This window comes from Myceligenerans pegani, assembly GCF_014892515.1.
Taxonomy (GTDB): Bacteria; Actinomycetota; Actinomycetes; order Actinomycetales; family Cellulomonadaceae; genus Myceligenerans; species Myceligenerans pegani.
In genome coordinates this window covers 14,061-38,392 of record NZ_JADBGR010000096.1, presented here as the reverse complement: position 1 = coordinate 38,392, position 24,332 = coordinate 14,061, and the positions used below count along the sequence as shown (strand labels likewise).

Genomic DNA, 24,332 nt, shown 5'->3' with positions numbered 1-24,332 from the left:
GCTGCGAGTATCTCAGTCGCGCCCGTAGATGTCGCGGGTGTAGACCTTCTCCGCGACGTCGTCGAGAACCTCGGTGCGCCGGTTGGCGATGATCACGTCCGCGCGGGCCTTGAACTCGTCGAGGTCCTTGATGACCTCGGAGTGGTAGAACTCGTCGTCGTCCAGCGTCGGCTCGTACACCACGACCTCGACGCCCTTGGCCTTGATCCGCTTCATGATGCCCTGGATGGCCGAGGCGCGGAAGTTGTCGCTGCCCGACTTCATGACGAGTCGGTACACGCCCACGATCTGCGGGTCGCGCCTGAGGATGTCGGCGGCGACGAAATCCTTGCGCGTGGTGTTCGCGTCGACCACGGCCTGGATGAGGTTCTGCGGCACCTCGGAGTAGTTCGCCAGCAGCTGCTTGGTGTCCTTGGGCAGGCAGTAGCCGCCGTACCCGAACGACGGGTTGTTGTAGTGCGAGCCGATCCGCGGGTCCAGGCCCACGCCCTCGATGACCTGGGCGGTGTCGAGGCCGTGCGTGGCGGCGTAGCTGTCCAGCTCGTTGAAGTACGCGACCCGCAGCGCCAGGTAGGTGTTGGCGAACAGCTTGATCGCCTCGGCCTCGGTGGCGTCGGTCAGCAGCACGGGCACGTCCTTGGTGACCGCGCCCTCCAGCAGGAGGTCCGCGAAACGCTTGCCGCGCTCGGAGCGGTCGCCCACCACGATCCGGGACGGGTGCAGGTTGTCGTACAGGGCGCGGCCCTCGCGGAGGAACTCCGGGGAGAACACGATCGACGCGTCGGGGTACTCGGAGCGCATCCGCTCGGTGAAGCCCACGGGGATGGTCGACTTGATGACGATCGTCGCGCCCGGCGCGACGCTCAGCACGTCCTTGATCACGAACTCGACCGACGAGGTGTCGAAGAAGTTCGTCACCTCGTCGTAGTTCGTCGGTGTGGCGACGACGACGACCTCCGCGCCCTCGTAGGCGGCGTGCGCGTCCAGCGTCGCGGTGAGGTTCAGCTCCCGGTCGCGCAGATACTCCTCGAGCTCGGCGTCGACGATCGGCGAGCGCCGTTCGTTCACCAGTGCGACCTTGGTCTCGTCGAGGTCGACGGCCCACACCTCGTGATTCTGGGCGATCAGGACTGCGTTCGACAGGCCGACGTATCCGGTACCGACAACGGCGATCTTCATGCGGCCCATAGTACGGGCTGGGTACGAAGGGACCTCCCGGCTTCACCCGAGGACCAGGAGCTCCCCGCAGGGGCTTCTCACCGTGCGCTCCCGGCGAGCACGGTGTCCAGCACGGCGAACCAGCGCTCGGGGACGACGTCGTCGAACGGCGCCTCGCCGTCGAGCACGGCGGCGAGCAGCGTCTGCGCGTCCGCCTCGACGCGCGCGACGAGTTCGTCGGGGTACCCGTACCGCACGCGGTGCTCGGCGAACTCGTCCCGGTCGTCGACGAACGCGCGGCCACGAGGGTCGAGGTGGCCGGCGTGGAAGCCGATCACGTCGAGGTCGAGGTCGACCATGGTCACCTCGAAGGCGCGCGCTCCGTTCCGGCGTCGCCCTGCGGGCACGCCGCGCCACTCCGGAACGGTCGTGAGGTCGGTGTACACGCGGGTGCCGTAGGGATGGTCCTGGTCCCCGGGATAGAACGCGGGCGTCCAGCCGGCGTCCGGGAAGTACCCGACGCCGCGGGTGCGCGCCCGGTACCCGAGTCCCGGGCGCGCGAACCGGGTGCCGGCGGGGTACCCGACCCAGATCCCGTGCTCGTCGGTCCCGAGGTACACGGCGTCGAACTGCCAGTGCGGGCTGCCGTCCCACTTGGTGTAACGCGCTCGGACGGGTTCGCCGGGGATGCTGGGTCGCTGCGTCACGCGGCGACCCTATCGGGTGTGGTCAGCCGGCCAGCGCCGCGTCGTCCTGCTCGATCGCGGCGCGCCAGGCGGGCTTCTCCGCGCGCCAGCCCTCGTCGTCGCGCCCCTTCTTCCAGTAGCCCGACGCCGACAGCAGCTCGCGCGGGACGCCGAGCTCCGCCCGGGCCCAGCGGCGCAGGTCGCGCACGCAGCCGGCCTCGCCGTGCAGGAAGGCGTGCGGGACGCCGGCGGGCAGCCCACCCGACTCGTGGGCGGTCCGGACCGTGTGGAAGAGCCCGAGGCCGCGGTCGCGGTACACCCAGGTGACGTGCAGGTCGCCGTCGGACACCAGCTCCTGCTGCTCCTCGGGTCCGGCGACCTCGATGAACACGTGCGCCCGGGCCGAGCGCGGCAGGGTCTCGCAAGCCGCCGCGATCGCGGGCAGCGCGGACTCGTCACCCACCAGCAGGTGCCAGGTGGCGTCGGCGGACGGCGCGTAATCGCCGCCCGGGCCGAGGAACGACACCTCCTCGCCCGGCCGCACCCGGCCGGCCCACGGCCCTCCGTACCCCTCGCCGTGCTCGACGACGTCGACGTCCCAGCCCTCGTCGTGCACCCGGCGGATCGTGTAGGTCCGGACCAGCGGGCGCGCCCCGGGTGCGGGCGGCGGGCCGAGCACGATCTTGATGTACCGGTCCGTGAACGGCCCGGGATCGACGGCGGCGAGCGCGTCGCCGCCCAGCGTCACCCGGACCATGTGCGGCGTGAGACGCCGGACGGCCGTGACCGTGGCGGTGACGGGGGTGCTGCGCGGCTTCCGGGCGGTAGGGATCTCAGCGATCTGCGACATAGTGAGGCAAGCCTAACCTCTTTTCCTGAGCGGCGGGTGTGCGAGCCGTCCACCCCACGACGGGCCCGCGGAACAGCTAGGTTGGTCGGCATGACACACCTCGGCGCCGAGACCATCCAGGCGCTGCCCAAGGTCCTGCTCCACGACCACCTCGACGGCGGTCTGCGACCCGGCACCGTCAGCGAGCTCGCCGACGCCGTCGGTCACGTGCTCCCCGCCGAACCCGCGGGGCTCGCGGACTGGTTCGCGACGGCGGGCGACTCCCACTCGCTGGTCCGCTACCTCGAGACGTTCACCCACACGGTCGCCGTCATGCAGACCGCGGACGCCCTGGAACGCGTCGCCCGCGAGGCGGTCCTCGACCTCGCCGCCGACGGCGTCGTGCACGCCGAGCTGCGCTGGGCACCCGAGCAGCACCTCGAGCGCGGGCTGACCATGACCGAGGCCGTGGAGGCCGTGCAGACCGGGATCGACGACGGCGTCGCACGTGCCGCCGCCGACGGCCACACGATCCGCGCCGGGCAGATCCTCACCGCCATGCGGCAGGCCGACCGCTGGACGGAGGTCGCCGACCTGGCGATCGCCCTGGCCGGAGACGGGATCCTCGGCTGCGACCTCGCCGGGCCCGAGGACGGCTTCCCGCCCGGCCGGCACGACCAGGTGTGGCGGCACCTCGCCTCGCACCAGGTCCCGGTGACGATCCACGCCGGCGAGGCGGCCGGCGTCGACTCCGTCGCCGAGGCGCTGCACACCGGACAGGCCCTGCGGCTCGGACACGGCGTCCGGATCGCCGACGACATCACGTTCGGCACCCACGGGGCCCCCGCCGAGCTCGGGCCCGTCGCCCACTGGGTCCGCGACCAGCAGATCCCGCTCGAGGTCTGCCCGGTCTCGAACACGCAGACCGGAGCCGCCGGGTCCATCGCGACGCACCCGATCACGCGCCTCAAGGAACTCGACTTCGCCGTGACGCTCAACACGGACAACCGCCTGATGTCCCGCACGTCCATGACACGCGAGATGATGCTCCTGAACACCGAAGCCGGGTGGACCCTCGACGACCTGCTCGACGTCACCGTGGCCGCCGCGTGGAGCGCCTTCGTGCACCACGACGAGCGGCGCACGCTGGTCGAGCAGGTGATCGTGCCCGGCTTCCAGAAGATCGAAAGGGCACAGCTCTGACGACGGGCTCCGCCACAGCGCGGAGCCCACGGAGCCGTGCGGAACGGAGCAACGATGACCCTGGATCGCGCGGCGCTCGCCGCCACCGTCGACCACACCCTCCTCAAGCCGGAGGCGACGGCCGACGACGTCACCGCGCTCGTCGAGGAGGGCGCCCGGCTCGGCGTGTTCTCCGTGTGCGTGTCGCCGACGTTCGTGGCCCACGCGCGCGAGGTCGCGGCCGGGCGGGTCAAGGTCGCCACCGTGTGCGGGTTCCCGTCGGGGAAGCACGTCAGCGAGGTGAAGGCGGCCGAGGCCGCCCGTTCGGTGTCCGACGGCGCGGACGAGGTCGACATGGTGATCGACGTCGGCGCCGCGCGCGCCGGGCTGTTCGACGACGTCCGGGCCGACATCGCCGCCGTCCGCGCCGCCGTCCCCGAAGGACGCCTGCTCAAGGTGATCATCGAGTCCGCCGCCCTGAGCGACGACCAGATCGTCGCCGCGTGCGAGGCCGCCGAGGCGGCCGGCGCGGACTTCGTGAAGACCTCCACCGGCTTCCACCCGACGGGCGGCGCCTCCGTGGAGGCCGTCTCGCTCATGGCGAAGACCGTCGGCGGGCGACTCGGCATCAAGGCGTCCGGCGGCATCCGGGACCTCGACGCGGCGCTCCGGATGATCGACGCCGGGGCGACGCGGCTGGGCCTGTCGGGCACGGCCGCGGTGCTGGACGGGTACGACGGCGCGACCGCCGTGGCGTCGTCGGACACGAACGCCTACTGAACGCACAGCGGCTCCCTCCGATCGGCGGGGGCCGCCTCGGCGGGTTCAGGCGACGCGGTCGAGGATCAGCTTTCCCGGGGTGGCCGCGGCCGTCGCCTCCGAGGTCCCGTCCGGGGCCACCTCCCACGCACCGTCCAGGGACTGCCGGGCGCGCTCGAACCGCTCGGGGGTGTCCGTGTGCAGCGTCATCAAGGGCTGCCCGGCCGTGATCCGGTCGCCCGGCTTCGCATGCAACTGGACGCCCGCGGCCGCCTGCACCGGGTCCTCCTTGCGGGCGCGCCCCGCCCCGAGCCGCCAGGCGGCGACTCCCACGGCGTAGGCGTCGAGGCGCGTCAGCACGCCGTCCTCTCCGGCCACGACCGTCTCGGTCTCCTTCGCGACGGCGAGCTTCGCGTCCGGGTCGCCGCCCTGCGCCGCGATCATGCGCCGCCACGTGTCCATGGCGCGACCGTCGGCGAGCGCTGCCCGCACCTCGTCCTCGCCGGCGGGCCTCCCGGCGCCCGCGAGCATCTCGACCGCGAGCGCCACGGTCAGCTCGACGACGTCCGTGGGGCCGCCGCCGGCGAGCACCTCCACCGACTCGGTCACCTCCAGCGCGTTCCCGGCGGTCAGCCCGAGCGGCACGGACATGTCGGTCAGCAGCGCCACCGTGCGGACGCCGGCGTCGGTGCCGAGGTCCACCATGGTCCGGGCGAGCTCGCGCGCCTGCGGGAGGGACTTCATGAAGGCGCCGGAGCCCACCTTGACGTCCAGCACGAGCGCGCCGGTGCCCTCGGCGATCTTCTTCGACATGATGGAGCTCGCGATGAGCGGGACGGACTCCACGGTCGCCGTGACGTCGCGCAGCGCGTAGAGCTTGCGGTCCGCGGGCGCGAGCCCCGATCCGGCGGCGCAGATGACCGCGCCGACGTCCTCGAGCTGGGCCAGGGTCTCGTCGTTGGAGAGCGCCGCCCGCCAGCCGGGGATCGCCTCGAGCTTGTCGAGCGTGCCGCCGGTGTGCCCGAGCCCGCGGCCGGAGAGCTGCGGCACGGCGACGCCGAACGTCGCGACCAGCGGCGCCAGGGGCAGCGTGATCTTGTCCCCGACGCCGCCGGTGGAGTGCTTGTCGGCGGTGGGCCGCGACAGGCCGGAGAAGTCCAGCCGTTCGCCGGACGCGATCATCGCGCCGGTCCAGCGGGCGACCTCCGTGCGCGACATCCCGTTCAGGTAGATCGCCATGGCCAGCGCGGACATCTGGTAGTCGGTCACCACGCCGCGCGTGTAGGCGTCGACGACCCAGTCGATCTGGGGTCCGGACAGCGCGAGGCCGTCCCGCTTGGCGCGGATCACGTCCACGGCGTCGAAGTGCTCGGTCGTCATGAGGGTTCCTCTCCGTGGGCCGCGCTGCCAAGGTCTCGTGTGCGCGGCGCGGCAGCACCCGCGTCGCCGGCGGCAGCGTCACCGGCGGCCGACCGGCCGTCCCTCACCCGGGCCAGGTCCTCGGGCCCGAACGCCTGCGGCAGCACCTGGTCCATGGGCAGCACGCCACGCGGGGTCTCGACCAACAGCTCGGGCCCGCCGTGCTCCCACAGGAGCTGGCGGCAGCGGCCGCACGCCATGATGACCCGCCCGTCGGCATCGGTGCAGGTGAACGCCACGAGCCGGCCCCCGCCGGACATCATCAGCGCGCTCACGAGCGAGCACTCGGCGCACAGCGTGACGCCGTACGCGGCGTTCTCCACGTTGGCACCGGTCAGCAGCCGCCCGTCGTCGGCCAGGGCGGCCGCCCCGACGGGAAACCCGGAATACGGCGCGTACGCGTACCGCAGGGCGTCGCGCGCCGCCTCACGCAAGGCCTCCCAGTCGGGGTGCACGACGGCGGTCGTGGTGGCGTCCGTCGCGGGCGTGCGATCCGCGTGTCCGCCGTCGTCGGTGGTGCTCATCGGTCAGCCCTTCACGTAGGGCTGGCCGTTCGCGGCCGGGGGCCGGGAACGGCCGACGAGCCCGGCGACCGCGAACAGCGTCACGACGTACGGGAGCATGAGCATGAACTGACTGGGCACCACCTCACCCACGACGCCCAGGATGCTCTGCAGGTTCAGTGCGAACCCGAACAGGAGGCCTGCCATCGCCGCCCGCAGTGGGTCCCACTTCCCGAAGATCATCGCCGCCAGGGCGATGAAGCCCGCGCCCGCGGTCATGTTCAGGCCGAACTGGCCTACCGCGACGGTCGTGTAGAACGCACCGCCGAGCCCGGCGCACGCACCCCCGATGAGCAGCGCACGGTAGCGGGTGCCCTCGACGTTGACGCCGACGGTGTCCGCGGCCTTCGGATGCTCACCGACGGCCCGCAGCCGCAGTCCCCAGCGGGTGCGGTACAGCGCGAACCACACGCCGGCGACGACGAGGTACATCAGGTAGATGAGCGGGGCCTGGTCGAACAGCACCGGCCCGATCACCGGGATGTCGTTGAGCAGCGGAATGGTCCAGGTGCTGAACCGCGGTGCGGAGTTCAGCGTCGCGGCGTTCGGCACGAGCACCTGCGAGTAGAAGAACGACGTCAGCCCGAGAACCAGCACGTTCAGCACCACGCCGACGATGATCTGGTTGACCCGGTGCGTGACGGTGAAGAGCGCGAGCACCAGTGCCACGAGCACGCCGGCCAGCAGGGCGGCCAGCACGCCGGCGAACGGCGACCCCGTGATCGAGCCGGCGATCGCGCCCGTGAAGGCCGCCGCCAGCATCTGCCCCTCGATCGCGATGTTGATGACGCCGGACCGCTCGCCGATCACGCCGCTCAGCGAGCCGTAGATCAGCGGCACGGCGGCCAGCAGCGAGCCGGACAGGAGGCTCACGATCGGCAGGGTGCCGGAGCTGCCGGCGCCGGCCCACGCGAGGAACCCGACGAGGAAGACGACGCCGAACACCACGATCACCCAGATCGGTGTCCTCCGGTTCGCCTGCGTACGGACCACGGAGAATGCCGCGACCAGCGCCATGATCACCAGGCATGCCCACGCCAGCGGCATCGCCGGGATCTCCAGCACCGGGATCTGGATCGCGTCGGCGTCCCGCGACAGGGCGAACCTCGTGTCGCCCTCGCGCGGCACGGTGACGAGCAGCAGGGCGAAGAGCGCGCCGACGACGATCAGGCCGCCCGCGGCCTTCCACCCCACCTGCGTCACGTGGCGCTTCTCGATGGTGTCCGACGGCGTGCCCGGCGCGCCCGGAGCCTCGACTGCGGCGCTCACGCTGCCGCCTCCTTCTTGATCGTGCGGGCCCTTCGCGGGGTACGACGACGCTCCGGGTCCGGCAACCTGAAGATCGCGCGCACCAGCGGCGGTGCCGCGATGAACAGCACGATCAGGGACTGCACGACGAGCACGATGTCGTTCGGCACGCCCTCGGACGCCTGCATCGCCGTACCACCGGCCTTGAACGCCCCGAACAGTATCCCGGCGGCGAGCACGCCCCACGGGTTGGAGCCGCCCAGCAGGGCGACCGTGATCGCATCGAAGCCGATGCCGGCGTCGATGTCCCCGCCGAAGCCGGTGGTGACCTGGCCCAGCACCTGCGAGGCGCCGGCCACGCCGACCAGGCCGCCGGCCACGAGCATGACCTTGACCGTGGCCCAGGGGACGTCGATGCCGGCCACGCGCGCGGCGCGCGGGTTCGCTCCGACCGCGCGGAACGCGAACCCCTGCGAGGACCGGTTCAGCAGCCACCAGACGAAGACCACGGCGCCCAGCGCCAGGACGAAGCCCCAGTGCAGGTTGTACCGCTCCCCGAGCAGGGCGGGAAGCTGCGCCGACTCCGGCGTGGCCGGGGTCTTCGGGTTGGACGACCCGGGGGCCTGCAGCAGCCCGGGCGTCGCCAGGAAGTAGGCCAGCAGGTAGAACGCGATCCAGTTGAGCATGATCGTGACGATCACCTCGTGCGCGCCGGTGCGGGCCTTGAGCACGCCCGCGATCCCGGCCCACACCGCGCCGCCGGCGATACCCGCGACGACGGCGAGCAGCGTGTGCACCCCGAACGGGAGGCCGGTCACGCCGAAGGCCACCCAGCCGGCGGCGGCTGCGGCGATGAGCATCTGCCCCTGACCACCGATGTTGAGCAGGCCGGCCCGGAACGCCAGCGCCACGCCCAGGCCCGCCGTGATGAGCGGCGTCGCGTAGTTGAGCGTCTCGGTGAGCGGCCGGATCTGGGCCGCCAGGCCGTCGGCGCGCGGGTTGAACACCGCGCCGCGGAACAGCGCCGAGTACGCGCCGCCGATGGCGTCGCCCAGCGCGACGAACGTGTCGGCGGGACGCGCGAAGAAGTAGCCCGCGGCGGCGGTCACGCGCTCGTCCGTGAACGCGATCATGACCGATCCGACGACCACGGCGAGGAGGATCGCCCCGGCGGCGACCGTCCACGGGTGGCTCATCGTCTGCTGCAGCGCGTGGGCCAGGCGGTCGGCGGTGTCCTCGCCGTGCTCGAGCCCCGCGGGTGCCCCCTGCTCGCGGGCGGCCTCCTGCTCCAGTTCCTCGGCGAGGCCGGGCTCCGTCTCCGGCCGGGGTTCCGTGCCGGACTCCCCGCCCTGGCGGCTGTGCTGGCTCACGCGGCCTCTCCTTCCTGCTGCGGCGGGATCCCCGCCATCATCAGCCCGAGGGTGTCGCGCGGCGTCGTCGCCGGCACGATCCCCACCACTCGACCGCGGTACATGACCATGATCCGGTCGGCCAGCGCGGTCGCCTCGTCGAGCTCGGTCGAGACGACGACGACGGGCACGCCCGCGTCGCGCGTGGCCACGATCTGCTTGTGGATGAACTCGATCGAGCCGACGTCGACGCCGCGCGTCGGCTGCGCCGCCACGAACAGCCGCAGGTCGCGCTTCAGCTCGCGGGCGAGGACCACCTTCTGCTGGTTGCCGCCGGAGAGCCGGCCCACCGGGGTGTCGATCCCCAGGGTGCGCACGTCGTACTCCGCCACGGCGGTGCGCGCGAAGTCGTCGCGGTAGGCGAGCTGCAGCGAACCCGACCGCACGAACGGCGGCCCGTCGGAGCGGTCCAGCATGAGGTTCTCCGCGATGGTGAACTCCCCCACCAGGCCGTCGTACGTGCGGTCCTCCGGCACGAAGCCGACGCCGCGGTCGAGCACCTTGCGCACGCTCAGGCCGGTCAGTTCCTCGCCGTCGAGCGTGATGCTCCCGGACACGTCCTCCTGCAGGCCGAGCAGCGCCTCGGTGAGCTCGGTCTGACCGTTGCCCTGCACGCCCGCGACGACGAGCACCTCGCCGCCGCGCACCTCGAACGACACGTCGTCGACCACGACCGCACCGGCCTCGTCGACCACCTGCAGGCTGTCGACCCGCAGCATGCCCTCGGAGTACCGAGGCTCGTCCTTGCGCACGGTCAGCTCGACGGCGCGGCCCACCATGAGCGACGCGAGGTCGGCGTCCGACGCCGTCGGGTCCGCCTCGCCGACCACCTTGCCGTGCCGCACCACCGTGATGCGGTCCGCCACCTCTCGGACCTCCCGCAGCTTGTGGGTGATGAAGACGATCGCGGCCCCCGAGTCCCGGAGCTGGCGCATGATCGCCATCAGCTCGTCGGTCTCCTGGGGCGTGAGGACCGCCGTCGGCTCGTCGAAGACCAGGACGTCGGCATTGCGCGACAGCGCCTTGATGATCTCGACGCGCTGCTGCACGCCCACCGGCAGGTCCTCGATCAGGGCGTCCGGGTCGACATGGAAGCCGAACCGGTCGGAGATCTCCCGGACCTGCCGCCGTGCCGACTCGAGGTCGAGCACGCCGCCGCGGACCGGCTCGTGACCGAGCATCACGTTCTCCGCCACGCTGAACACCGGTACGAGCATGAAGTGCTGGTGCACCATTCCGATGCCGGCCGCCATCGCGTCGCCCGGGCCCGAGAAGTGCTGGACCTCGCCGTCCAGCAGGATGTCGCCCTCGTCGGCGTCGTAGAGCCCGTACAGCACGTTCATCAGGGTCGACTTGCCCGCGCCGTTCTCGCCGAGCAGGCAGTGGATCTCACCCGGCTCGACCGTCAGGTCGATGTGGTCGTTCGCGACCAGCGCCCCGAAGCGCTTCGTGATACCCCGCAGCTCCAGCCGCATGTTCTTCCTCCCCGTGGCGTGAAGTCGCCGCGTACCTCGCTACCCGTCCCATTGACGCACTCCGGGGCCGCGAGCGGCAAACGCGCGCGGCCCCGGAGCGACGATCGTCACTCGGCCAGGTAGGACTTCACCTCGACCTCGCCGGCGATGATCGACTGACGCAACGCGTCGACCTCGGCCATCAGCTCCGGGTCGACGTCGTCCTCGAAGTTGTGCAGCGGGGCGAGCCCCACGCCGTCGTTCTCGAGCGTGCCGATGTACGGCGTCGGATCGAACGAGCCGGCCGCCGCCTGCTCCACGGCCTCCTGCGTCGAGACGTCCATGCCCTTGAGGATGGAGGTCAGGACCAGGTCCTGCGTGGCCGGGTCGGTCTCGTACAGGTCGGCGTCCACGCCGATCAGCGCGATGTCCTTGCCCGAGTCCTCGATGGCGTCGATCGCGGACTGGTAGATGGGTCCGCCCACCGGAAGGAGCACGTCGACGCCCTGACCGATGACGTTCGTCGCGGTGTTCTTGGCGTCGTTGTTGGCGGCGAAACCACCGGTGAACACGCCCGTCTCGCCGTTCCAGCCGACCACCTCGACGTCGGCGTCCTTGACCTCGTTGTAGTGGTCGACGCCCTGCTTGAAGCCGTCCATGAAGATCGTCACGGTCGGGAACTCCATGCCGCCGAACGTGCCGACCTTGCCGGTCTCGGAGTAGCCCGCCGCGAGGTAGCCGGCGAGAAACGCCGCCTCGGCCGTGTTGTACAGCAGCGGCTTGATGTTCTCCGCGTCCGTCTCGCCGTCCTGGTCGGCGTCCGCCGGGTCGTCGATGAGGATGTAGTTGATGTCCGGGTTCGCGGTGGCCGACTCGATGGTGGCCGCCGACAGCGCGAAGCCGACGGTCACGATGGCGTCGCACCCCTCGTCGACCAGCGACTGGACGTTGCCCTGATACTCGGTCTCGGAGTTCGACTCGACCTGTCGGACCTCCGCCCCGATCGCCGTCGCCGCGGCCTGCACGCCCTCGTAGCTGAGCTGGTTGAAGCTCTTGTCGTCGAATCCGCCCTCGTCGGAGACGATGCACGGCAGGAAGTCGCTGGCGGCCTCGTTGCCGCCGGTCTCCTCGGGGGCCGCCCCGCAAGCCGAGAGTGCGAGTGCCGCAGCACCGGTCAGCGCGGTGAGCGCTACAGCCTTCTTCACCTGTTGCTCCTCGATGGGTTCGTTCGGGCCTCGGTAAGACCCCGTCATGCACCGAGATTATCCAGCGCCCGCGACGCAACGCGTATCGAGCCGGTTACGACGACAAGTCGTTACCGAAGCGTCACCGAGACGGGGTGGACCGCGTGAGGACCGTCACTCAGCGGGCCGCGTACTGGGCGAGCATCCTCACCCCGACGCCGATGGCGCGCTCGTCCACCACGAGGTCGCCCTGGTGGATGTCGTAGGTCCGCCCGCCGGGGGTCCGCGTGCCGAGCCGAGCCATGGTGCCGCGCACCTTCGTCAGGTACCAGCCGAAGTCCTCCCCGCCCATCGACTGCTCGGTCAGGACGATGGCGTCCGGCCCGACCGCCTCGCGGATCGCCTCCTCCAGCGCGGTGGTCTCGGCCGCGTCGTTGTCGACGGGCGGCACGCCACGGGTGTGGTGCACGGTGACCTCGACGTCGTACGGCTTGACGACCTGTTCGACGACGTCCCGCACGAGCTCGCCCGCGTTCTTCCACGCGGCCACGTCGAGGCAGCGCAACGTGCCCTTGACCGTGCCGGTGGACGGGATGACGTTGGGCATGCTGCCCGCCTGCACGGTGCCCCAGGTCAGGTTGACGCCGGAGCGGGGATCGAGCCGCCGCCCCAGCGCCGCCGGCACCTGCGTGATCACCTGGCCCAGCGCGAAGACGACGTCGCCGGTCAGATGCGGGCGCGACGTGTGCCCGCCGGGGGACGAGACGGTCACCGAGACCGCGTCGGCCGCCGACGTGATCGAGCCGATCCGGGTTCCGACGGTGCCGACGTCGATCTTCGGGTCGCAGTGCACGGCGGCGATGCGGTCCACGCCGTCGAGCTCCGACGTCCCGAGGATGTCCAGCGCGCCGCCGGGCATGACCTCCTCGGCGGGCTGGAAGAACAGCCGCACGCCGCGGGTCAGCAGGCCCTCGGCGGCGAGCCGGGCGAGCACGAGGCCGGCGCCGAGCACGGTGGTGGTGTGCACGTCGTGGCCGCACGCGTGCGCGACGCCGGGCGCCGTGGAGGCGAACTCGACCCCGCTGGTGTCCTGCAGCGGGAGGGCGTCCAGGTCCGCGCGCAGGCCGGTGCGGGGCCCGTCGCCGGGACCGACGTCGCACACCAGGCCGGTGCCCTCCAGGAGCCGCGGGCTCAGGCCGGCGGCGCGCAGGCGCTCGGCCACGACCGCCGTGGTCCGTGACTCCCGGCGCGAGAGCTCCGGGTGGGCGTGCACGTCCCGCCGGAACGCGATCAGCTCGTTCTCCAGCTCGCCCGCGAGCTCGACCACGCGCTGCGCGACGACGGCACGTGTGCCCCGGGACGGGGCGGTCGAAACGATCTGATCCAGCTCTGCGACGCTCACGGCGGGTTGGGTAGATGTCACCTGCCCCACTGTAACGGGGGTCACACCGCCGCGCGCTCCCGCGTCCCACGATCTGGGACCGGCATGTGGACAATTCTTCCCGGGGGCGCGGGCGGCTCGGCAATCCCCTCCGCCGGGGCGGGTGGGCGCCTCGCGCGGCTACAGCAGGCCGTCCAGGTCCCGCGCCCGGACGCCGTCGACCACCTGCTTCACCTGCTGCGCCCGCGCACGGGTCGTGACCAGCAGGGCGTCGGGCGTGTCCACGACGACGACGTCGTCCAGGCCGAGCACACTCACCAGGCGGCCGCTCGCCGGGACGACCACCGACCCCGCGCTGTCGATCCGCAGCACGTCGCCGGTGTCACCGAGCACCTTCGAGCCCTCGTCGTCGTCCGACGGCAGGAGCGCGGCGAGGGAGTTGAAGTCGCCGACGTCGTCCCATCCGAACGTCCCGGGGACGACGGCGACGCCGCCCGCGTCCGCGACCGGCTCGGCGATCGCGTGGTCGATGGCGATCTTCTCCAGGCCGGGCCAGACCTCGGCGAGCACACGGTCGCGGTCGCCGGTGTCCCAGGCCTTCGCGATGGCGCACAGCCCGGCGTGCAGCTCGGGACGCTGCTCGGCGAGGTGACCCAGGAGCACGGACGTCCGCACGACGAACATCCCGGCGTTCCAGCGGTACTCGCCCGAGGCGATGTACTCGCGGGCGGTCGCGGCGTCCGGCTTCTCGGTGAAGCCGCGCACGTGCTGTGCGCTGGGCGCGCCCTCGACGCCGAGGGTGCCGTCCGACCGGATGTAGCCGAACGCGACGGACGGCCGCGAGGCCGCGATGCCGATGGTGGTGACGTAGCCGGCCCTGGCCGCGGCGACGGCCTCACGGACCGCGTTTTCGAAGGCCGGCTGCCCCGAGATCACGTGGTCCGCGGCGAACGACCCGATCACGACGTCGCCGTGGCGCTCGGCCAGGACGGCGGCGGCGAGTCCGATGGCCGCCATCGAGTCCCGCGGCGAGGGTTCCGCCAGGACGTTCTCCGCGCCGAGGCCCGGCAGCTGCGCCCGGCAGGCGGCCACGTGGTGGGTGCCGGTGACCAGCACGATCCCGTCCGCGCCGGTCAGCGGGCTCAGGCGGTCGACCGTGGCCTGCAGGAGCGTGCGGCCCGAGCCGGTCAGGTCGTGCAGGAACTTCGGCGACCTCCTGCGGGACAGGGGCCAGAGCCGGGTTCCCGCCCCGCCCGCGGGGATCACGGCGTGGAATCCTTCGATGGGTCCGACGGCGGTCTCGGCGGCACTGCTGGTGCCCGCGGGATTGCTCATGGGAAGCAGCATAGTGACGTCGATTCGGGAGGCGACATCTCCTCTGTGCGATCAATCACAAATCGACCATCTCACGTGCCGGAACCACATCCCCCGGACGATTGATGCGACCGGGTGTCACTACAGTGGGAGGCGCCTGCCTCATACGTTCACCGGAAAGCCATAGGAGGCTCCCGAAGTGCCCACCGCACAAGGCGGCACGCTCTATCGCGGCCGCGAAGGCATGTGGTCCTGGGTCGCGCACCGCGTGACCGGATTCGCGATCTTCTTCTTCCTGCTCGTCCACGTCACGGACACAGCGCTGGTACGCGTGTCGCCCGAGGCCTACAACGCAGTGATCGGCACGTACCAGACGCCGATCATGGGACTCGGCGAGGTGGGCCTCGTGGCCGCGATCGTCTTCCACGCGTTCAACGGCATCCGGATCATGCTCGTGGACTTCCTCGCCAACGGGCCCCGCTACCAGCGGGTCATGCTCTGGATCGTCCTCGGTCTCTTCGTCGTGACGATGGCGGGCTTCCTGCCGCGTCACCTCATGAACGTCTTCGGAGGCCACTGATGAGCGGCGCGACACACGGAACCCCGGCGGTGGCCGAGCGGGTGGGCACGCTCGACGCGCCTCGCTCCCCCTACGTGCGCAAGAGGACGACGCGGGGCAACTACGAGCTGTACTCCTGGGTGTTCATGCGGGCGTCCGGCGTGGTCCTCGTGGTGCTGGTGTTCGGGCACCTGTTCGTGAACCTCATGGTCGGCGAGGGCGTGAAGGCGATCGACTTCGCGTTCGTCGGCGGCAAGTGGTCGAGCCCGTTCTGGCAGATCTGGGACCTGCTGATGCTCTGGCTGGCGATGATCCACGGCACGAACGGCCTGCGCACGATCATCAACGACTACGCGGAGCGCGACGTGACGCGCGGCGTCCTCAAGGGGCTGCTGTACCTGGCCTTCACGATCGTGGTGGTGCTCGGCACGCTCGTCATCTTCACGTTCGAACCGTGCCCCGTGGGCGCGGACCCCGAGCTGCTCGCCTCGTTCTGCACCGCCTAGGAGAGAGTCTTGATCACCCACCAGTACGACGTCGTGATCGTCGGTGCGGGCGGCGCGGGCATGCGCGCCGCACTCGAGTCCTCGAAGGAGGCTCGCACCGCGGTCATCTCCAAGCTGTACCCCACCCGCTCCCACACCGGTGCCGCCCAGGGCGGCATGTGCGCCTCGCTCGCGAACGTCGAGGAGGACAACTGGGAGTGGCACACGTTCGACACCATCAAGGGTGGCGACTACCTGGTCGACCAGGACGCGGCCGAGATCATGGCCAAGGAGGCCATCGACGCGGTCTTCGACCTGGAACGCATGGGCCTGCCGTTCAACCGCACGCCCGAGGGCAAGATCGACCAGCGCCGGTTCGGCGGGCACACCCGCAACCACGGTGAGGCCGCGGTGCGCCGCGCCTGCTACGCCGCGGACCGCACGGGCCACATGATCCTGCAGACGCTGTACCAGAACTGCGTGAAGCAGGACGTGGAGTTCTTCAACGAGTTCTACGTGCTCGACCTCATCACGGACCGCGACCTGGCCACCGAGGACGTCGAGGAGGGCGCCGAGGTCAACGCGACCGGCGTCGTCGCCTACGACCTCGCGACCGGCGAGATCCACGTCTTCCAGGCCAAGGCCATCGTGTTCGCCACAGGCGGCGCCGGGAAGATCTTCAAGACGACGTCGAACGCGCACACCCTGACGGGTGACGGCATGGCGCTCGCCTACCGCCGCGGCCTCCCCCTGGAGGACATGGAGTTCTTCCAGTTCCACCCGACGGGGCTGGCCGGGCTCGGCATCCTCCTGTCGGAGGCGGCCCGCGGCGAGGGCGGCATCCTGCGCAACGCCGACGGCGAGCGGTTCATGGAGCGCTACGCCCCGACGATCAAGGACCTGGCGCCGCGCGACATCGTCGCCCGGTCGATGGCCAACGAGGTGCGCGAGGGCCGCGGCGCGGGCCCGAACAAGGACTACGTGCTGCTCGACCTGACCCACCTGGAACCCGCGCACATCGACGCGAAGCTGCCGGACATCACCGAGTTCGCGCGGACCTACCTCGGCATCGAGCCGTACACCGAGCCGGTGCCCGTCTACCCGACGGCGCACTACGCGATGGGCGGCGTGCCGACCAACGTGGCGGGCGAGGTGCTGCGCAACGGGCACGACGTCGTCAAGGGCCTGTACGCGGCCGGCGAGGTCGCGTGCGTCTCGGTGCACGGTTCGAACCGCCTCGGCACCAACTCGCTGCTCGACATCAACGTCTTCGGCAAGCGGTCCGGGCGGTCGGCGGCGGCGTACGCGAAGACGGCGTCGTTCATCGACCTGCCCGAGAACCCGGCGGCGGCCGTCGAGGCACAGCTCACGGAGCTCCGGGAGCGGCCCGACGGCGAGCGCATCGCGGACATCCGCCGCGCCCTGCAGGAGACGATGGACGCGAACGCCCAGGTGTTCCGGACCGGGGAGTCGCTGAACCAGGCGCTGTCCGACATCCGCGAGCTGCGCAAGCGGTACCAGAACGCCTCCGTGCAGGACAAGGGCAAGATGTTCAACACGGACCTCCTCGAGGCCGTCGAGCTGGGCTTCCTGCTCGACATCGCGGAGGTCACGGTGGTCGGCGCGCTGAACCGGAAGGAGTCGCGCGGCGGGCACTACCGCGAGGACTACCCGCAGCGCGACGACGCCCACTACATGCAGCACACGATGGCGTACCGGCGGCCCACCGCCGCGGCCGACGAGGCCGACGGGCACATCGCGGGCTACTTCGATCACGTCGAGGAGTTCGACGGCTACAAGGTGGTGCTGGGCTCCAAGACGGTGACCCAGACCCGGTACGAGCCGATGGAGCGGAAGTACTGATGACTGCTGTGATGGAAAAGGCTGACGCGCAGCCGAAGGCGGGCGAGATCCCGAGCTTCGACGTGACGATCAAGGTTCGCCGGTTCAACCCGGAGGGTGACGCGGCCGGCGAGTCGCACTGGGACGAGTTCCGCATCACCGCGTACGGCACGGATCGCGTGCTGGACGCGCTGCACAAGATCAAGTGGGAGCACGACGGGTCGCTCACGTTCCGCCGGTCCTGCGCGCACGGCGTGTGCGGGTCGGACGCGATGCGGATCAACGGCCGCAACCGCCTGGCGTGCAAGACGCTGCTGAAGGACATCAACCCGCAACGGCCCATCACGGTGGAGCCCATCAAGGGCCTGCCCGTGGTGAAGGACCTGGTCGTGGACATGGAGCCGTTCTTCGCGTCGTACCGGGAGATCATGCCGTTCCTCATCACGAAGGGTAACGAGCCCACCAAGGAGCGCATCCAGTCCGCCGAGCAGCGCGAGCGGTTCGACGACACGACGAAGTGCATCCTGTGCGCCGCGTGCACGTCGAGCTGCCCGGTGTTCTGGACCGACGGCCAGTACTTCGGCCCGGCGGCGATCGTGAACGCGCACCGGTTCATCTTCGACAGCCGCGACGAGGGCGCCCAGCAGCGCCTGGAGATCCTCAACGACAAGGAGGGCGTGTGGCGCTGCCGCACGACCTTCAACTGCACGGAGGCGTGCCCCCGGGGCATCGAGGTCACCAAGGCGATCCAGGAGGTCAAGCGCGCGATGATCACGCGTGCGTTCTGAGACCGTGTCACCGGTTGCGTGAACCGCTCGCCGTGAGGCGGGACAGGCCGTCTCCCCGTCGTGGGGAGACGGCCTGGCTCATGCCCGGGTCGTCGCCGCGGCCCGGGGCCCGGTCCCGCCGTCGGCGCGGGCGCCGTTCGCCTCCGCCGCCCAGGCGCAGGACAGGAGCAGGGCCCGGGCCACGAGGTTGACCAGGATCAGGACGGCGGCCAGCACCGCGAAGCCCGCCAGGAGCGCGTTGCGGGAGGCCAGCTCCACGACGAGCGAGCTCCCGGCCCAGCGCAGCAGGCCCGTCGCGACGCCCACCGCGAGGGCCGCCGTGACCAGCTCGCGCCTCGGGATGCGCACGCCCGCCACGTACCGGATCACGCCCGCGACGACCGCGGCGTCGACGACCACCCCGGCGACGATCCCCAGCACCTGCACGACGGCGCGACTGGCGCCCCCGAGCCCGATCAGGTCCAGGAGCCACGGCGCGGCCGTGCTCACCACGACGCCGACGGCCGCCGCCACGAGGACCCCGGCGAGCAGCAGGAGGAAGCCCACGAGCTGGAGCAGGCGCGCGACCACGACGTTCGGGCCGTCGTCGGGCAGGTCGAACATGGAACGCACCGCGACGCGCAGCGCCCCCATGAACCTGGTCGCCGACCACAGCAGCACCACCGCCGCGACGACCGACGTCAGGTTGAACGCGTTCGCCAGCATGAGGTCGTCCGGCTGGATCATCCCGCCCGACCCGGTGTCGATGAGCCCGGGGACCCACTGGTCCACCTGGTCCAGCACCGCGTCCTGGAGCTCGGCGTCACGTCCCAGCACGGCGGAGAACGTGGTGTACCCGATCGTCAGGGCGGCGAACAGGGAGAACAGCGACGTGTAGGCCATGCCGCCGCACAGCACGCTCCCGCCACGCTCCGAGTAGCGCGCGAGGGCCCGCCCTGGCCGGGACTCCTGCCACCGCCGCCAGAGCTCCTTCGCCTGGCGCACGACCTGGCGTACGACCTCGCGCACGACCGGGTCAGCGCCCCAGCCCGAACTCGCACTGCGGGCGCCACACGCCGTCGTCCCCGTGCTCGTACTGCCAGAAGCTGGTCACCTCGAACCGCGCCTCGAAGTCGCGCAGCGCCTCGTATGCCTTGTCGAGGCGGTCGTCCGGCACCTCGTGCGCGATCGTCACGTGCGGGTGGTAGTTGAACCGCAGGTCCTGGGCCAGCATCCCCGTGCGCACCCGCGACTCGATCGTCTCGCACTCGGCGATCCCCTGCGCGAGCGCGACGAACACCACCGGCGACACCGGCCGGAACGTCGCGGTCCCGCGCAGGTGCACCTCGAACGGCCGGACCGAGGCGGCGACGTGGTCCAGGTGGTCCCGCACCTTGTCCAGGTCGGACTGGTCGATGACGGTGGGGCCCAGGAGCGTGATGTGCGGCGGGATCAGGTCCGCGAGCGGGTCGCCCGCCGCCGACCGCGCGGCGGCGAGCCGGCCCGCGTACGGCTCCGGCACGGCCACCGCGATCCCGATGCGTACCTGCCCGGGCGCACGGTCCGGGATGTTCACCGGACGCCCGTGGCGCGCGCCGGGAGGAGCCCGAACCTGTCCTTGATGCGTTCCAGCACCGGCTGCGCGATCGCGCGGGCCCGGTCGGCGCCGTCGGCCAGGACGGCGTCGAGCTGGGCGGGGTCGTCCAGGTAGCCGTTCGCCCGCGCCTGGAACGGCTCCAGGAAGGCGACGACGGCGTCGGCCAGGTCCACCTTGAGGTGGCCGTAGCCGCGGCCGTCGTACTCGGCGGCGATCTCGTCCGTGCCGCGGCCGGTGACCGCGGAGAAGATGGTCAGCAGGTTGGAGATGCCCGGTTTCTCGTCCGGGTCGAACCGCACGCCGTAGGTCTCGTCCGCGTCGGTCACGGCCGACCTGATCTTCTTGGCGGCCCGCTTCACGTCCTCGAGCAGCAGGAGCGAGCCCTTGCCCGCCTCCGACTTGCTCATCTTCGCGGTGGGCTCCTGCAGGTCGTAGATCTTGGCGACGTCCTTGACGATGTGCGCGTCCGGGACGACGGCGGTCCCCTCGCCGTAGCGCGCGTTCAGCCGCTCGGCCAGGTCACGCGACAGCTCCAGGTGCTGGCGCTGGTCCTCGCCGACGGGCACGAGCGCGGCGTCGTACAGCAGGATGTCCGCCGCCATGAGCACGGGGTAGGTGAACAGGCCGACCGTGGTGCCGTCGGTGCCCTGCTTCGCCGCCTTGTCCTTGAACTGCGTCATCCGGCTCGCCTCGCCGAAACCCGTCTGGCAGGACAGCAGCCAGGCCAGCTCGGTGTGCTCGGGCACGTGCGACTGCACCAGCAGGATCGAGCGCTCCGGGTCCACGCCGCCGGCCAGGTACTGCGCGGCGGTGCGGCGCGTCCGCTCGCGCAGCACCGCGGGGTCCGGGTGGACGGTGAGCGCGTGCAGGTCCACCACGCAGTAGAGCGCCTCGTACGAGTCCTGCAGCGCCACCCATTGCTGCAACGCGCCGATGTAGTTCCCGATGGTCAGCGAGTCGTGGGTGGGCTGCATCCCGGAGAAGATGCGCTGCTTGACGGGACGGTCGGCCACGGCCGTGGGTCCCGCTGCAACCTGAGTTTCGGACGGCATGAGGAACATTCTGGCAGGCCGGGACCCGAGGGGACGAATCTCGTGCGAGCGCGTCAGGTCGCCTCGTCGTCGTAGGGAGCCCGGCCGCCGGGCGGCGTCGTCCCGCTCGCGGTCTCGCGGGCCGTGCGCCGGGCGAGATCGCCGTCGAGCGGCGTGTCGTCCAGGAGGGCGTCGCGCACGATCTTGCGCGGGTCGTACTGCCGCGGGTCGAGCTTCGACCAGTCGACGTCGCGGAACTCGGGCCCGAGTTCCTCGTCCACCCTGCTCCGCGCGTCGGTGAGGTATCCGCGGGCCCTGCGTACGGCACGGCCCAGCTGCTCGGCATAGCCAGGCAGCCGCTCGGGGCCGATGAGCACGACCGCGAGTATCACGATGAGACCGAGCTCCCACCCGTTGATCCCGAACACGCGCCACAGCCTACCCGCGCGACCTGCGGGCCCTAGCCGCTCGTCTTCTCGTCGAGCACGACGCGCACCTCGCGGCCCTCGCCCTCGGTCTCGCCGCCGGGGCGGACCCGGAGGGTCACGGCGTCCCCCGGCGCGAGGGCGCGGATCGCGACGATCAGCTCGTCGGACCGGGACACCGGCCGGCCGTCGATGGCGAGGATCACGTCGCCGGGTGCGATCCCGGCCCGGTCGGCGGGACCGTCCGGGGTGACCGGGGGCTGGCCGCCCTGGGCCGTGGTCGCGACCCGGACGCCCTCGCCCTGGTAGGTCTGGTCGAGCAGCACGCCGATGACGGGGAACGTGGCCTCGCCGCTCTCGATGAGCTGTTCCGCGGTGCGCCGCGCCTGGTTGGACGGGATCGCGAAGCCGAGCCCGATGTTGCCCGTCGCCGTGAGCGAGCCGGGCGCCTGCGCGATCGCCGAGTTGATCCCGATCACCTCGCCCGCGGAGTTCAGCAGCGGGCCGCCCGAGTTGCCGGGGTTGATGGCGGCGTCGGTCTGGATCGCGTCGATGAACGCGGTGGCGGACTGCTCGCCGGCCTGCACCGGGCGGTGCAGGGCGGAGACGATGCCGGTGGTCACGGTGGCGTCCAGCCCGAGCGGCGAGCCGGCGGCCAGGACGGAGTCACCCACGACGACGGCGTCGGAGTCGCCCAGGACCAGCGGTGTGAGCCCGGTCTCGTCGACCTTGAGCACCGCGAGGTCGTAGTCCGGGGTGGCGCCGACGATCTCCGCCTGCTTCTCGTGCCCGTCCGAGAACGTGACGAAGACCGGCGCACCGGACGCCGTCGCGTCCGCGACGACGTGGTTGTTGGTGAGGATGTAGCCGTCGGCCTTGAGGACCATGCCCGACCCGGTGGCCTCGCCCTCGGCGCCGCGCACGGCGATGGAGACGACGCTGGGCAGCGCGTCGGCCGCGATCGCCGCGACGGAACCCTCCGGCCGTTCGACCGGCGTGCTGCCGACCGCCTCGGGGAGGGCGGCGTCGGCCGGCCGCGCGTCGTCCTCGCGCGCGTCCATCACGGCCGACCCGCCGATACCACCCACGAGGCCGGCGAGCAGGGCCAGCGTCGCCACGAGCGTGAGCGATCCGCCCCCGAGACCACGCGAGCGCCGCTCGGCGGGCGGGGGTGGCGGGGGCGGGGGAACCGGGCCGGGACCGGGCGGCGACACGGGCTGCACCGTGGTGAGCGGGGGGAGCCGGGTGGTCGGCTGCTCCCGCTCACCCCCGCCGTGCCCCGGCCGGCCGGCGTCCGGCCCGGGAGCAGCTCCCGCGGGCGCCGTCGGCGCGGACGGCGGCGGCAGCGGCCGTGACGCGGGCGTCGGTGGTGCGAAGGGGTTGTCGTCGCTCATGGACTGCTGATCGCTCCCGTAGCCGTACTCCACCCGCGTGCGATGCGGGACAGGACCCCGGCATCGTAATCACGGGCCGGGAAGGATGCCACGAGTTCGGCGAGCATGTCCTCGGGCAGATCGGCCACGACGTCGACCACCACGTCGTCCGACTGCCATGCCAGGTGAGCGGGGGTGCGGGAGAGCACCTGGACCGAGCCGTCCCCGGCCAGCCTGCCGAGCTGCTCGCGGACGACGGCGTGCCCCGACTCGCCCGACAGGTCGATCTCGAGGATCTGTCCCTCGTCGCCGACGAGCCGCACCGCCGTGACCTCCAGCCCCTCCGGCAGGTCCGACGGCGCCGCCCAGCCCTCCGAGCCCACCCAGCCGAGCGCGGCGGCGCTGCGCTGCTCGGGGATCGCGCCCGCCGGGGCGAGTCCGGCGAGGACGTCCGTGCCGGCCGCCCGTTCGTCAGGTCCCGTCCGGGCGAGCATCGTCATCGCGTCGGCCGCGGAGACGCCGGGCGTCACCTGCGGGCTCTGGCCCAGCCCGAACAGCACCAGGCCGAGTGCGCCCACGCTGCCCGCGCCGAGCGCGAGGAACCGGGCCGTGCGGCGCCGGCCCGTGGGGACGTGCCCGCTCAGGCGCACGCCGTCGACCAGCCCGGGCAGCGGGGTCGCACCCCACGTGGGACGACGAGGGCTGCGCAGCGGGTCGTCGTCCGTGCCCGGGATGGAGGCCTGGAGCGCGATGAGCCGCGCGGTCAGCGCGGGGTCGGGCCGGACGTCGTCCGTGGCGGAGGCCAGCAGGCGGCGCGACCGCCGCGCGTCGTCGAGCTCGCGCGCGCACGCGCGGCAGACGGCGACGTGCTCCAGCGCCTCCTCGGTCTGGCTCGCGTCGAGCTGCCCGTCCGCCAGCGCCGAGATCCAGGATCCGAGGTGCGGCGTCATGCCGTGCCCCCGGGCTCACCCGCACGCACCGCGTCGGGCGACCGGTGCTCCAGGGCCTCACGGAGCTGGGCACGCGCCCGGTGGATGCGCGAGCGCACGGTGCCCAGCTTCACGTTCAGGGTCTTGGCGATCTCCTCGTAGCTCAGGCCCTCGATGTCGCACAGCACGACGGCCGCCCGGTACTCGGGGCGCAGCTCGTCGAGCGCACGCTGCACGTCGTGCCCGAGGTTGGCGTGCTCGAACTCGCGCTCGGGCCGGCCCTGCTCGCCGGTGGCCGCCACGGCGCCGTCGTCGTCTCCCATCGCCTCCATGCGGATCCGCTTGCGACGGCGCGCCATGTCGAGGAACAGGTTCGTCGTGATGCGGTGCAGCCAGCCCTCGAACGTGCCGGGCGTGTAGCTCGACAGGGAGCGGAAGACGCGGATGAAGGTCTCCTGCGTGAGATCTTCCGCATCCTGCTGGTTACCGGTGAGGCGGTAGGCGAGCCGGTAGACGCGCGCGGAATGCTCCCGCACGATCTCCTCCCAGGTGGGAGGCTGCCAGGGCTCGGCCGAGGCCTGGCCCTCGGGTGCCGCCTTCGACGTACTCACAAGACTCATCGTCCCTCACAACGCCCGGGAGTCTCCAGTCGTTCCCGTGACACCGGTAGCCTGGCCCCCGAACTCACCTGGAGGATGTCATCAGCGCAGCCACGGAGCACACGGGCGGCCGCAACGC

The 24,332-nt window shown here is 71.7% G+C and carries 23 protein-coding genes and 1 pseudogene; 6 read left to right on the top strand and 18 right to left on the bottom strand.

Features of this window, described 5'->3' with window-relative positions:
• Positions 1-12: 12 nt before the first annotated feature.
• The 3 genes from IIE03_RS15565 to IIE03_RS15555 form a co-directional block, all read right to left on the bottom strand.
• The gene (locus tag IIE03_RS15565) at positions 13-1,179 is read right to left on the bottom strand and encodes a nucleotide sugar dehydrogenase (RefSeq protein WP_192863671.1); all 1,167 of its coding nucleotides are present in this window, start codon (positions 1,177-1,179) and stop codon (positions 13-15) included.
• Between the two features lie 77 nt (positions 1,180-1,256).
• Positions 1,257-1,865: a DUF402 domain-containing protein gene (locus tag IIE03_RS26780; RefSeq protein WP_192863670.1), complete on the bottom strand. Its 609-nt coding sequence runs from the start codon at positions 1,863-1,865 to the stop codon at positions 1,257-1,259.
• 22 nt (positions 1,866-1,887) lie between these two features.
• The gene (locus IIE03_RS15555; protein WP_192863669.1) at positions 1,888-2,694 is read right to left on the bottom strand and encodes a siderophore-interacting protein; all 807 of its coding nucleotides are present in this window, start codon (positions 2,692-2,694) and stop codon (positions 1,888-1,890) included.
• A 90-nt stretch (positions 2,695-2,784) separates the two neighbouring features.
• Here IIE03_RS15555 and IIE03_RS15550 point away from each other — a divergent pair, with 90 nt between their 5' ends.
• Complete coding sequence (locus IIE03_RS15550) at positions 2,785-3,876, top strand: adenosine deaminase (protein WP_192863668.1); 1,092 nt, start codon at positions 2,785-2,787, stop codon at positions 3,874-3,876.
• A gap of 54 nt (positions 3,877-3,930) precedes the next feature.
• Positions 3,931-4,635, top strand: coding sequence for a deoxyribose-phosphate aldolase (gene deoC / locus IIE03_RS15545; RefSeq protein ID WP_192863667.1), 705 nt, complete (start codon positions 3,931-3,933; stop codon positions 4,633-4,635).
• A 45-nt stretch (positions 4,636-4,680) separates the two neighbouring features.
• Here deoC and IIE03_RS15540 read toward each other — a convergent pair whose 3' ends face one another.
• From IIE03_RS15540 to IIE03_RS15505, 8 genes and pseudogenes are all read right to left on the bottom strand, one after another.
• The gene (locus tag IIE03_RS15540; RefSeq protein ID WP_192863666.1) at positions 4,681-5,994 is read right to left on the bottom strand and encodes a thymidine phosphorylase; all 1,314 of its coding nucleotides are present in this window, start codon (positions 5,992-5,994) and stop codon (positions 4,681-4,683) included.
• A 113-nt stretch (positions 5,995-6,107) separates the two neighbouring features.
• Positions 6,108-6,557 (bottom strand): annotated as a pseudogene (locus tag IIE03_RS15535) (cytidine deaminase); the annotation flags it as partial.
• A gap of 3 nt (positions 6,558-6,560) precedes the next feature.
• Entirely contained in the window at positions 6,561-7,865 is a 1,305-nt protein-coding gene (locus tag IIE03_RS15530; RefSeq protein WP_192863664.1) for an ABC transporter permease, read from the bottom strand.
• Positions 7,862-9,214: an ABC transporter permease gene (locus IIE03_RS15525; protein WP_318843013.1), complete on the bottom strand. Its 1,353-nt coding sequence runs from the start codon at positions 9,212-9,214 to the stop codon at positions 7,862-7,864. The genes IIE03_RS15530 and IIE03_RS15525 overlap by 4 nt, the downstream gene beginning before the upstream one ends.
• A complete protein-coding gene (locus IIE03_RS15520) occupies positions 9,211-10,728 on the bottom strand; it encodes an ABC transporter ATP-binding protein (protein WP_192863663.1) in 1,518 nt (505 codons plus the stop codon). Before IIE03_RS15520 ends, IIE03_RS15525 begins: the two co-directional genes overlap by 4 nt.
• 107 nt (positions 10,729-10,835) lie before the next feature.
• Positions 10,836-11,912, bottom strand: a complete 1,077-nt coding sequence (locus IIE03_RS15515) for a BMP family lipoprotein (protein WP_192863662.1) — start codon at positions 11,910-11,912, stop codon at positions 10,836-10,838.
• Positions 11,913-12,069: 157 nt separating this feature from the next.
• Positions 12,070-13,278 carry an amidohydrolase gene (locus IIE03_RS15510; RefSeq protein ID WP_192863766.1) on the bottom strand — a complete coding sequence of 403 codons (1,209 nt, stop codon included), beginning with the start codon at positions 13,276-13,278 and terminating at the stop codon, positions 12,070-12,072.
• Between the two features lie 174 nt (positions 13,279-13,452).
• Positions 13,453-14,607, bottom strand: coding sequence for a mannose-1-phosphate guanylyltransferase (locus IIE03_RS15505; protein WP_192863661.1), 1,155 nt, complete (start codon positions 14,605-14,607; stop codon positions 13,453-13,455).
• 178 nt (positions 14,608-14,785) lie between these two features.
• Between IIE03_RS15505 and sdhC the strand changes: the two genes are divergently transcribed.
• The 4 genes from sdhC to IIE03_RS15485 are packed head-to-tail and all read left to right on the top strand — an operon-like array spanning position 14,786 to position 18,260.
• A complete protein-coding gene (gene sdhC / locus IIE03_RS15500; protein WP_192863660.1) occupies positions 14,786-15,166 on the top strand; it encodes a succinate dehydrogenase, cytochrome b556 subunit in 381 nt (126 codons plus the stop codon).
• The gene (locus IIE03_RS15495) at positions 15,166-15,651 is read left to right on the top strand and encodes a succinate dehydrogenase hydrophobic membrane anchor subunit (RefSeq protein WP_192863659.1); all 486 of its coding nucleotides are present in this window, start codon (positions 15,166-15,168) and stop codon (positions 15,649-15,651) included. The genes sdhC and IIE03_RS15495 overlap by 1 nt, the downstream gene beginning before the upstream one ends.
• A 9-nt stretch (positions 15,652-15,660) precedes the next feature.
• A complete protein-coding gene (gene sdhA / locus IIE03_RS15490; protein ID WP_192863658.1) occupies positions 15,661-17,493 on the top strand; it encodes a succinate dehydrogenase flavoprotein subunit in 1,833 nt (610 codons plus the stop codon).
• Complete coding sequence (locus IIE03_RS15485; protein WP_192863657.1) at positions 17,493-18,260, top strand: succinate dehydrogenase iron-sulfur subunit; 768 nt, start codon at positions 17,493-17,495, stop codon at positions 18,258-18,260. The genes sdhA and IIE03_RS15485 overlap by 1 nt, the downstream gene beginning before the upstream one ends.
• A 78-nt stretch (positions 18,261-18,338) precedes the next feature.
• On the opposite strand, the gene IIE03_RS15480 is transcribed toward IIE03_RS15485, so the two are convergent.
• The 7 genes from IIE03_RS15480 to sigE are packed head-to-tail and all read right to left on the bottom strand — an operon-like array spanning position 18,339 to position 24,214.
• Positions 18,339-19,268, bottom strand: a complete 930-nt coding sequence (locus IIE03_RS15480) for a YihY/virulence factor BrkB family protein (protein ID WP_318843012.1) — start codon at positions 19,266-19,268, stop codon at positions 18,339-18,341.
• 7 nt (positions 19,269-19,275) lie between these two features.
• Positions 19,276-19,815 (bottom strand): 2'-5' RNA ligase family protein, encoded by a 540-nt coding sequence (locus IIE03_RS15475; RefSeq protein WP_192863656.1) that lies wholly within the window; start codon positions 19,813-19,815, stop codon positions 19,276-19,278.
• Positions 19,812-20,888, bottom strand: a complete 1,077-nt coding sequence (gene trpS / locus IIE03_RS15470) for a tryptophan--tRNA ligase (RefSeq protein WP_225997834.1) — start codon at positions 20,886-20,888, stop codon at positions 19,812-19,814. The genes IIE03_RS15475 and trpS overlap by 4 nt, the downstream gene beginning before the upstream one ends.
• Before the next feature lie 53 nt (positions 20,889-20,941).
• Positions 20,942-21,295 (bottom strand): twin-arginine translocase TatA/TatE family subunit, encoded by a 354-nt coding sequence (locus IIE03_RS15465; protein WP_192863654.1) that lies wholly within the window; start codon positions 21,293-21,295, stop codon positions 20,942-20,944.
• A 32-nt stretch (positions 21,296-21,327) separates the two neighbouring features.
• Positions 21,328-22,686, bottom strand: a complete 1,359-nt coding sequence (locus tag IIE03_RS15460; protein WP_192863653.1) for a S1C family serine protease — start codon at positions 22,684-22,686, stop codon at positions 21,328-21,330.
• The gene (locus IIE03_RS15455) at positions 22,683-23,615 is read right to left on the bottom strand and encodes an anti-sigma factor family protein (RefSeq protein ID WP_192863652.1); all 933 of its coding nucleotides are present in this window, start codon (positions 23,613-23,615) and stop codon (positions 22,683-22,685) included. The genes IIE03_RS15460 and IIE03_RS15455 overlap by 4 nt, the downstream gene beginning before the upstream one ends.
• The gene (gene sigE, locus IIE03_RS15450; protein WP_192863651.1) at positions 23,612-24,214 is read right to left on the bottom strand and encodes an RNA polymerase sigma factor SigE; all 603 of its coding nucleotides are present in this window, start codon (positions 24,212-24,214) and stop codon (positions 23,612-23,614) included. The genes IIE03_RS15455 and sigE overlap by 4 nt, the downstream gene beginning before the upstream one ends.
• Positions 24,215-24,332: the final 118 nt, after the last annotated feature.

What these genes read in the sequence shown, in the direction of transcription:
- IIE03_RS15565 (WP_192863671.1), bottom strand. Translation starts at nt 1,179, where the DNA reads ATGAAGATCGCCGTTGTCGGTACCGGATACGTCGGCCTGTCGAACGCA.
- IIE03_RS15555 (WP_192863669.1), bottom strand. Translation starts at nt 2,694, where the DNA reads ATGTCGCAGATCGCTGAGATCCCTACCGCCCGGAAGCCGCGCAGCACC.
- IIE03_RS15550 (WP_192863668.1), top strand. Translation starts at nt 2,785, where the DNA reads ATGACACACCTCGGCGCCGAGACCATCCAGGCGCTGCCCAAGGTCCTG.
- deoC (WP_192863667.1), top strand. Translation starts at nt 3,931, where the DNA reads ATGACCCTGGATCGCGCGGCGCTCGCCGCCACCGTCGACCACACCCTC.
- IIE03_RS15540 (WP_192863666.1), bottom strand. Translation starts at nt 5,994, where the DNA reads ATGACGACCGAGCACTTCGACGCCGTGGACGTGATCCGCGCCAAGCGG.
- IIE03_RS15520 (WP_192863663.1), bottom strand. Translation starts at nt 10,728, where the DNA reads ATGCGGCTGGAGCTGCGGGGTATCACGAAGCGCTTCGGGGCGCTGGTC.
- IIE03_RS15505 (WP_192863661.1), bottom strand. Translation starts at nt 14,607, where the DNA reads ATGAGCAATCCCGCGGGCACCAGCAGTGCCGCCGAGACCGCCGTCGGA.
- IIE03_RS15495 (WP_192863659.1), top strand. Translation starts at nt 15,166, where the DNA reads ATGAGCGGCGCGACACACGGAACCCCGGCGGTGGCCGAGCGGGTGGGC.
- IIE03_RS15485 (WP_192863657.1), top strand. Translation starts at nt 17,493, where the DNA reads ATGACTGCTGTGATGGAAAAGGCTGACGCGCAGCCGAAGGCGGGCGAG.
- trpS (WP_225997834.1), bottom strand. Translation starts at nt 20,888, where the DNA reads ATGCCGTCCGAAACTCAGGTTGCAGCGGGACCCACGGCCGTGGCCGAC.
- IIE03_RS15460 (WP_192863653.1), bottom strand. Translation starts at nt 22,686, where the DNA reads ATGAGCGACGACAACCCCTTCGCACCACCGACGCCCGCGTCACGGCCG.
- IIE03_RS15455 (WP_192863652.1), bottom strand. Translation starts at nt 23,615, where the DNA reads ATGACGCCGCACCTCGGATCCTGGATCTCGGCGCTGGCGGACGGGCAG.
- sigE (WP_192863651.1), bottom strand. Translation starts at nt 24,214, where the DNA reads ATGAGTCTTGTGAGTACGTCGAAGGCGGCACCCGAGGGCCAGGCCTCG.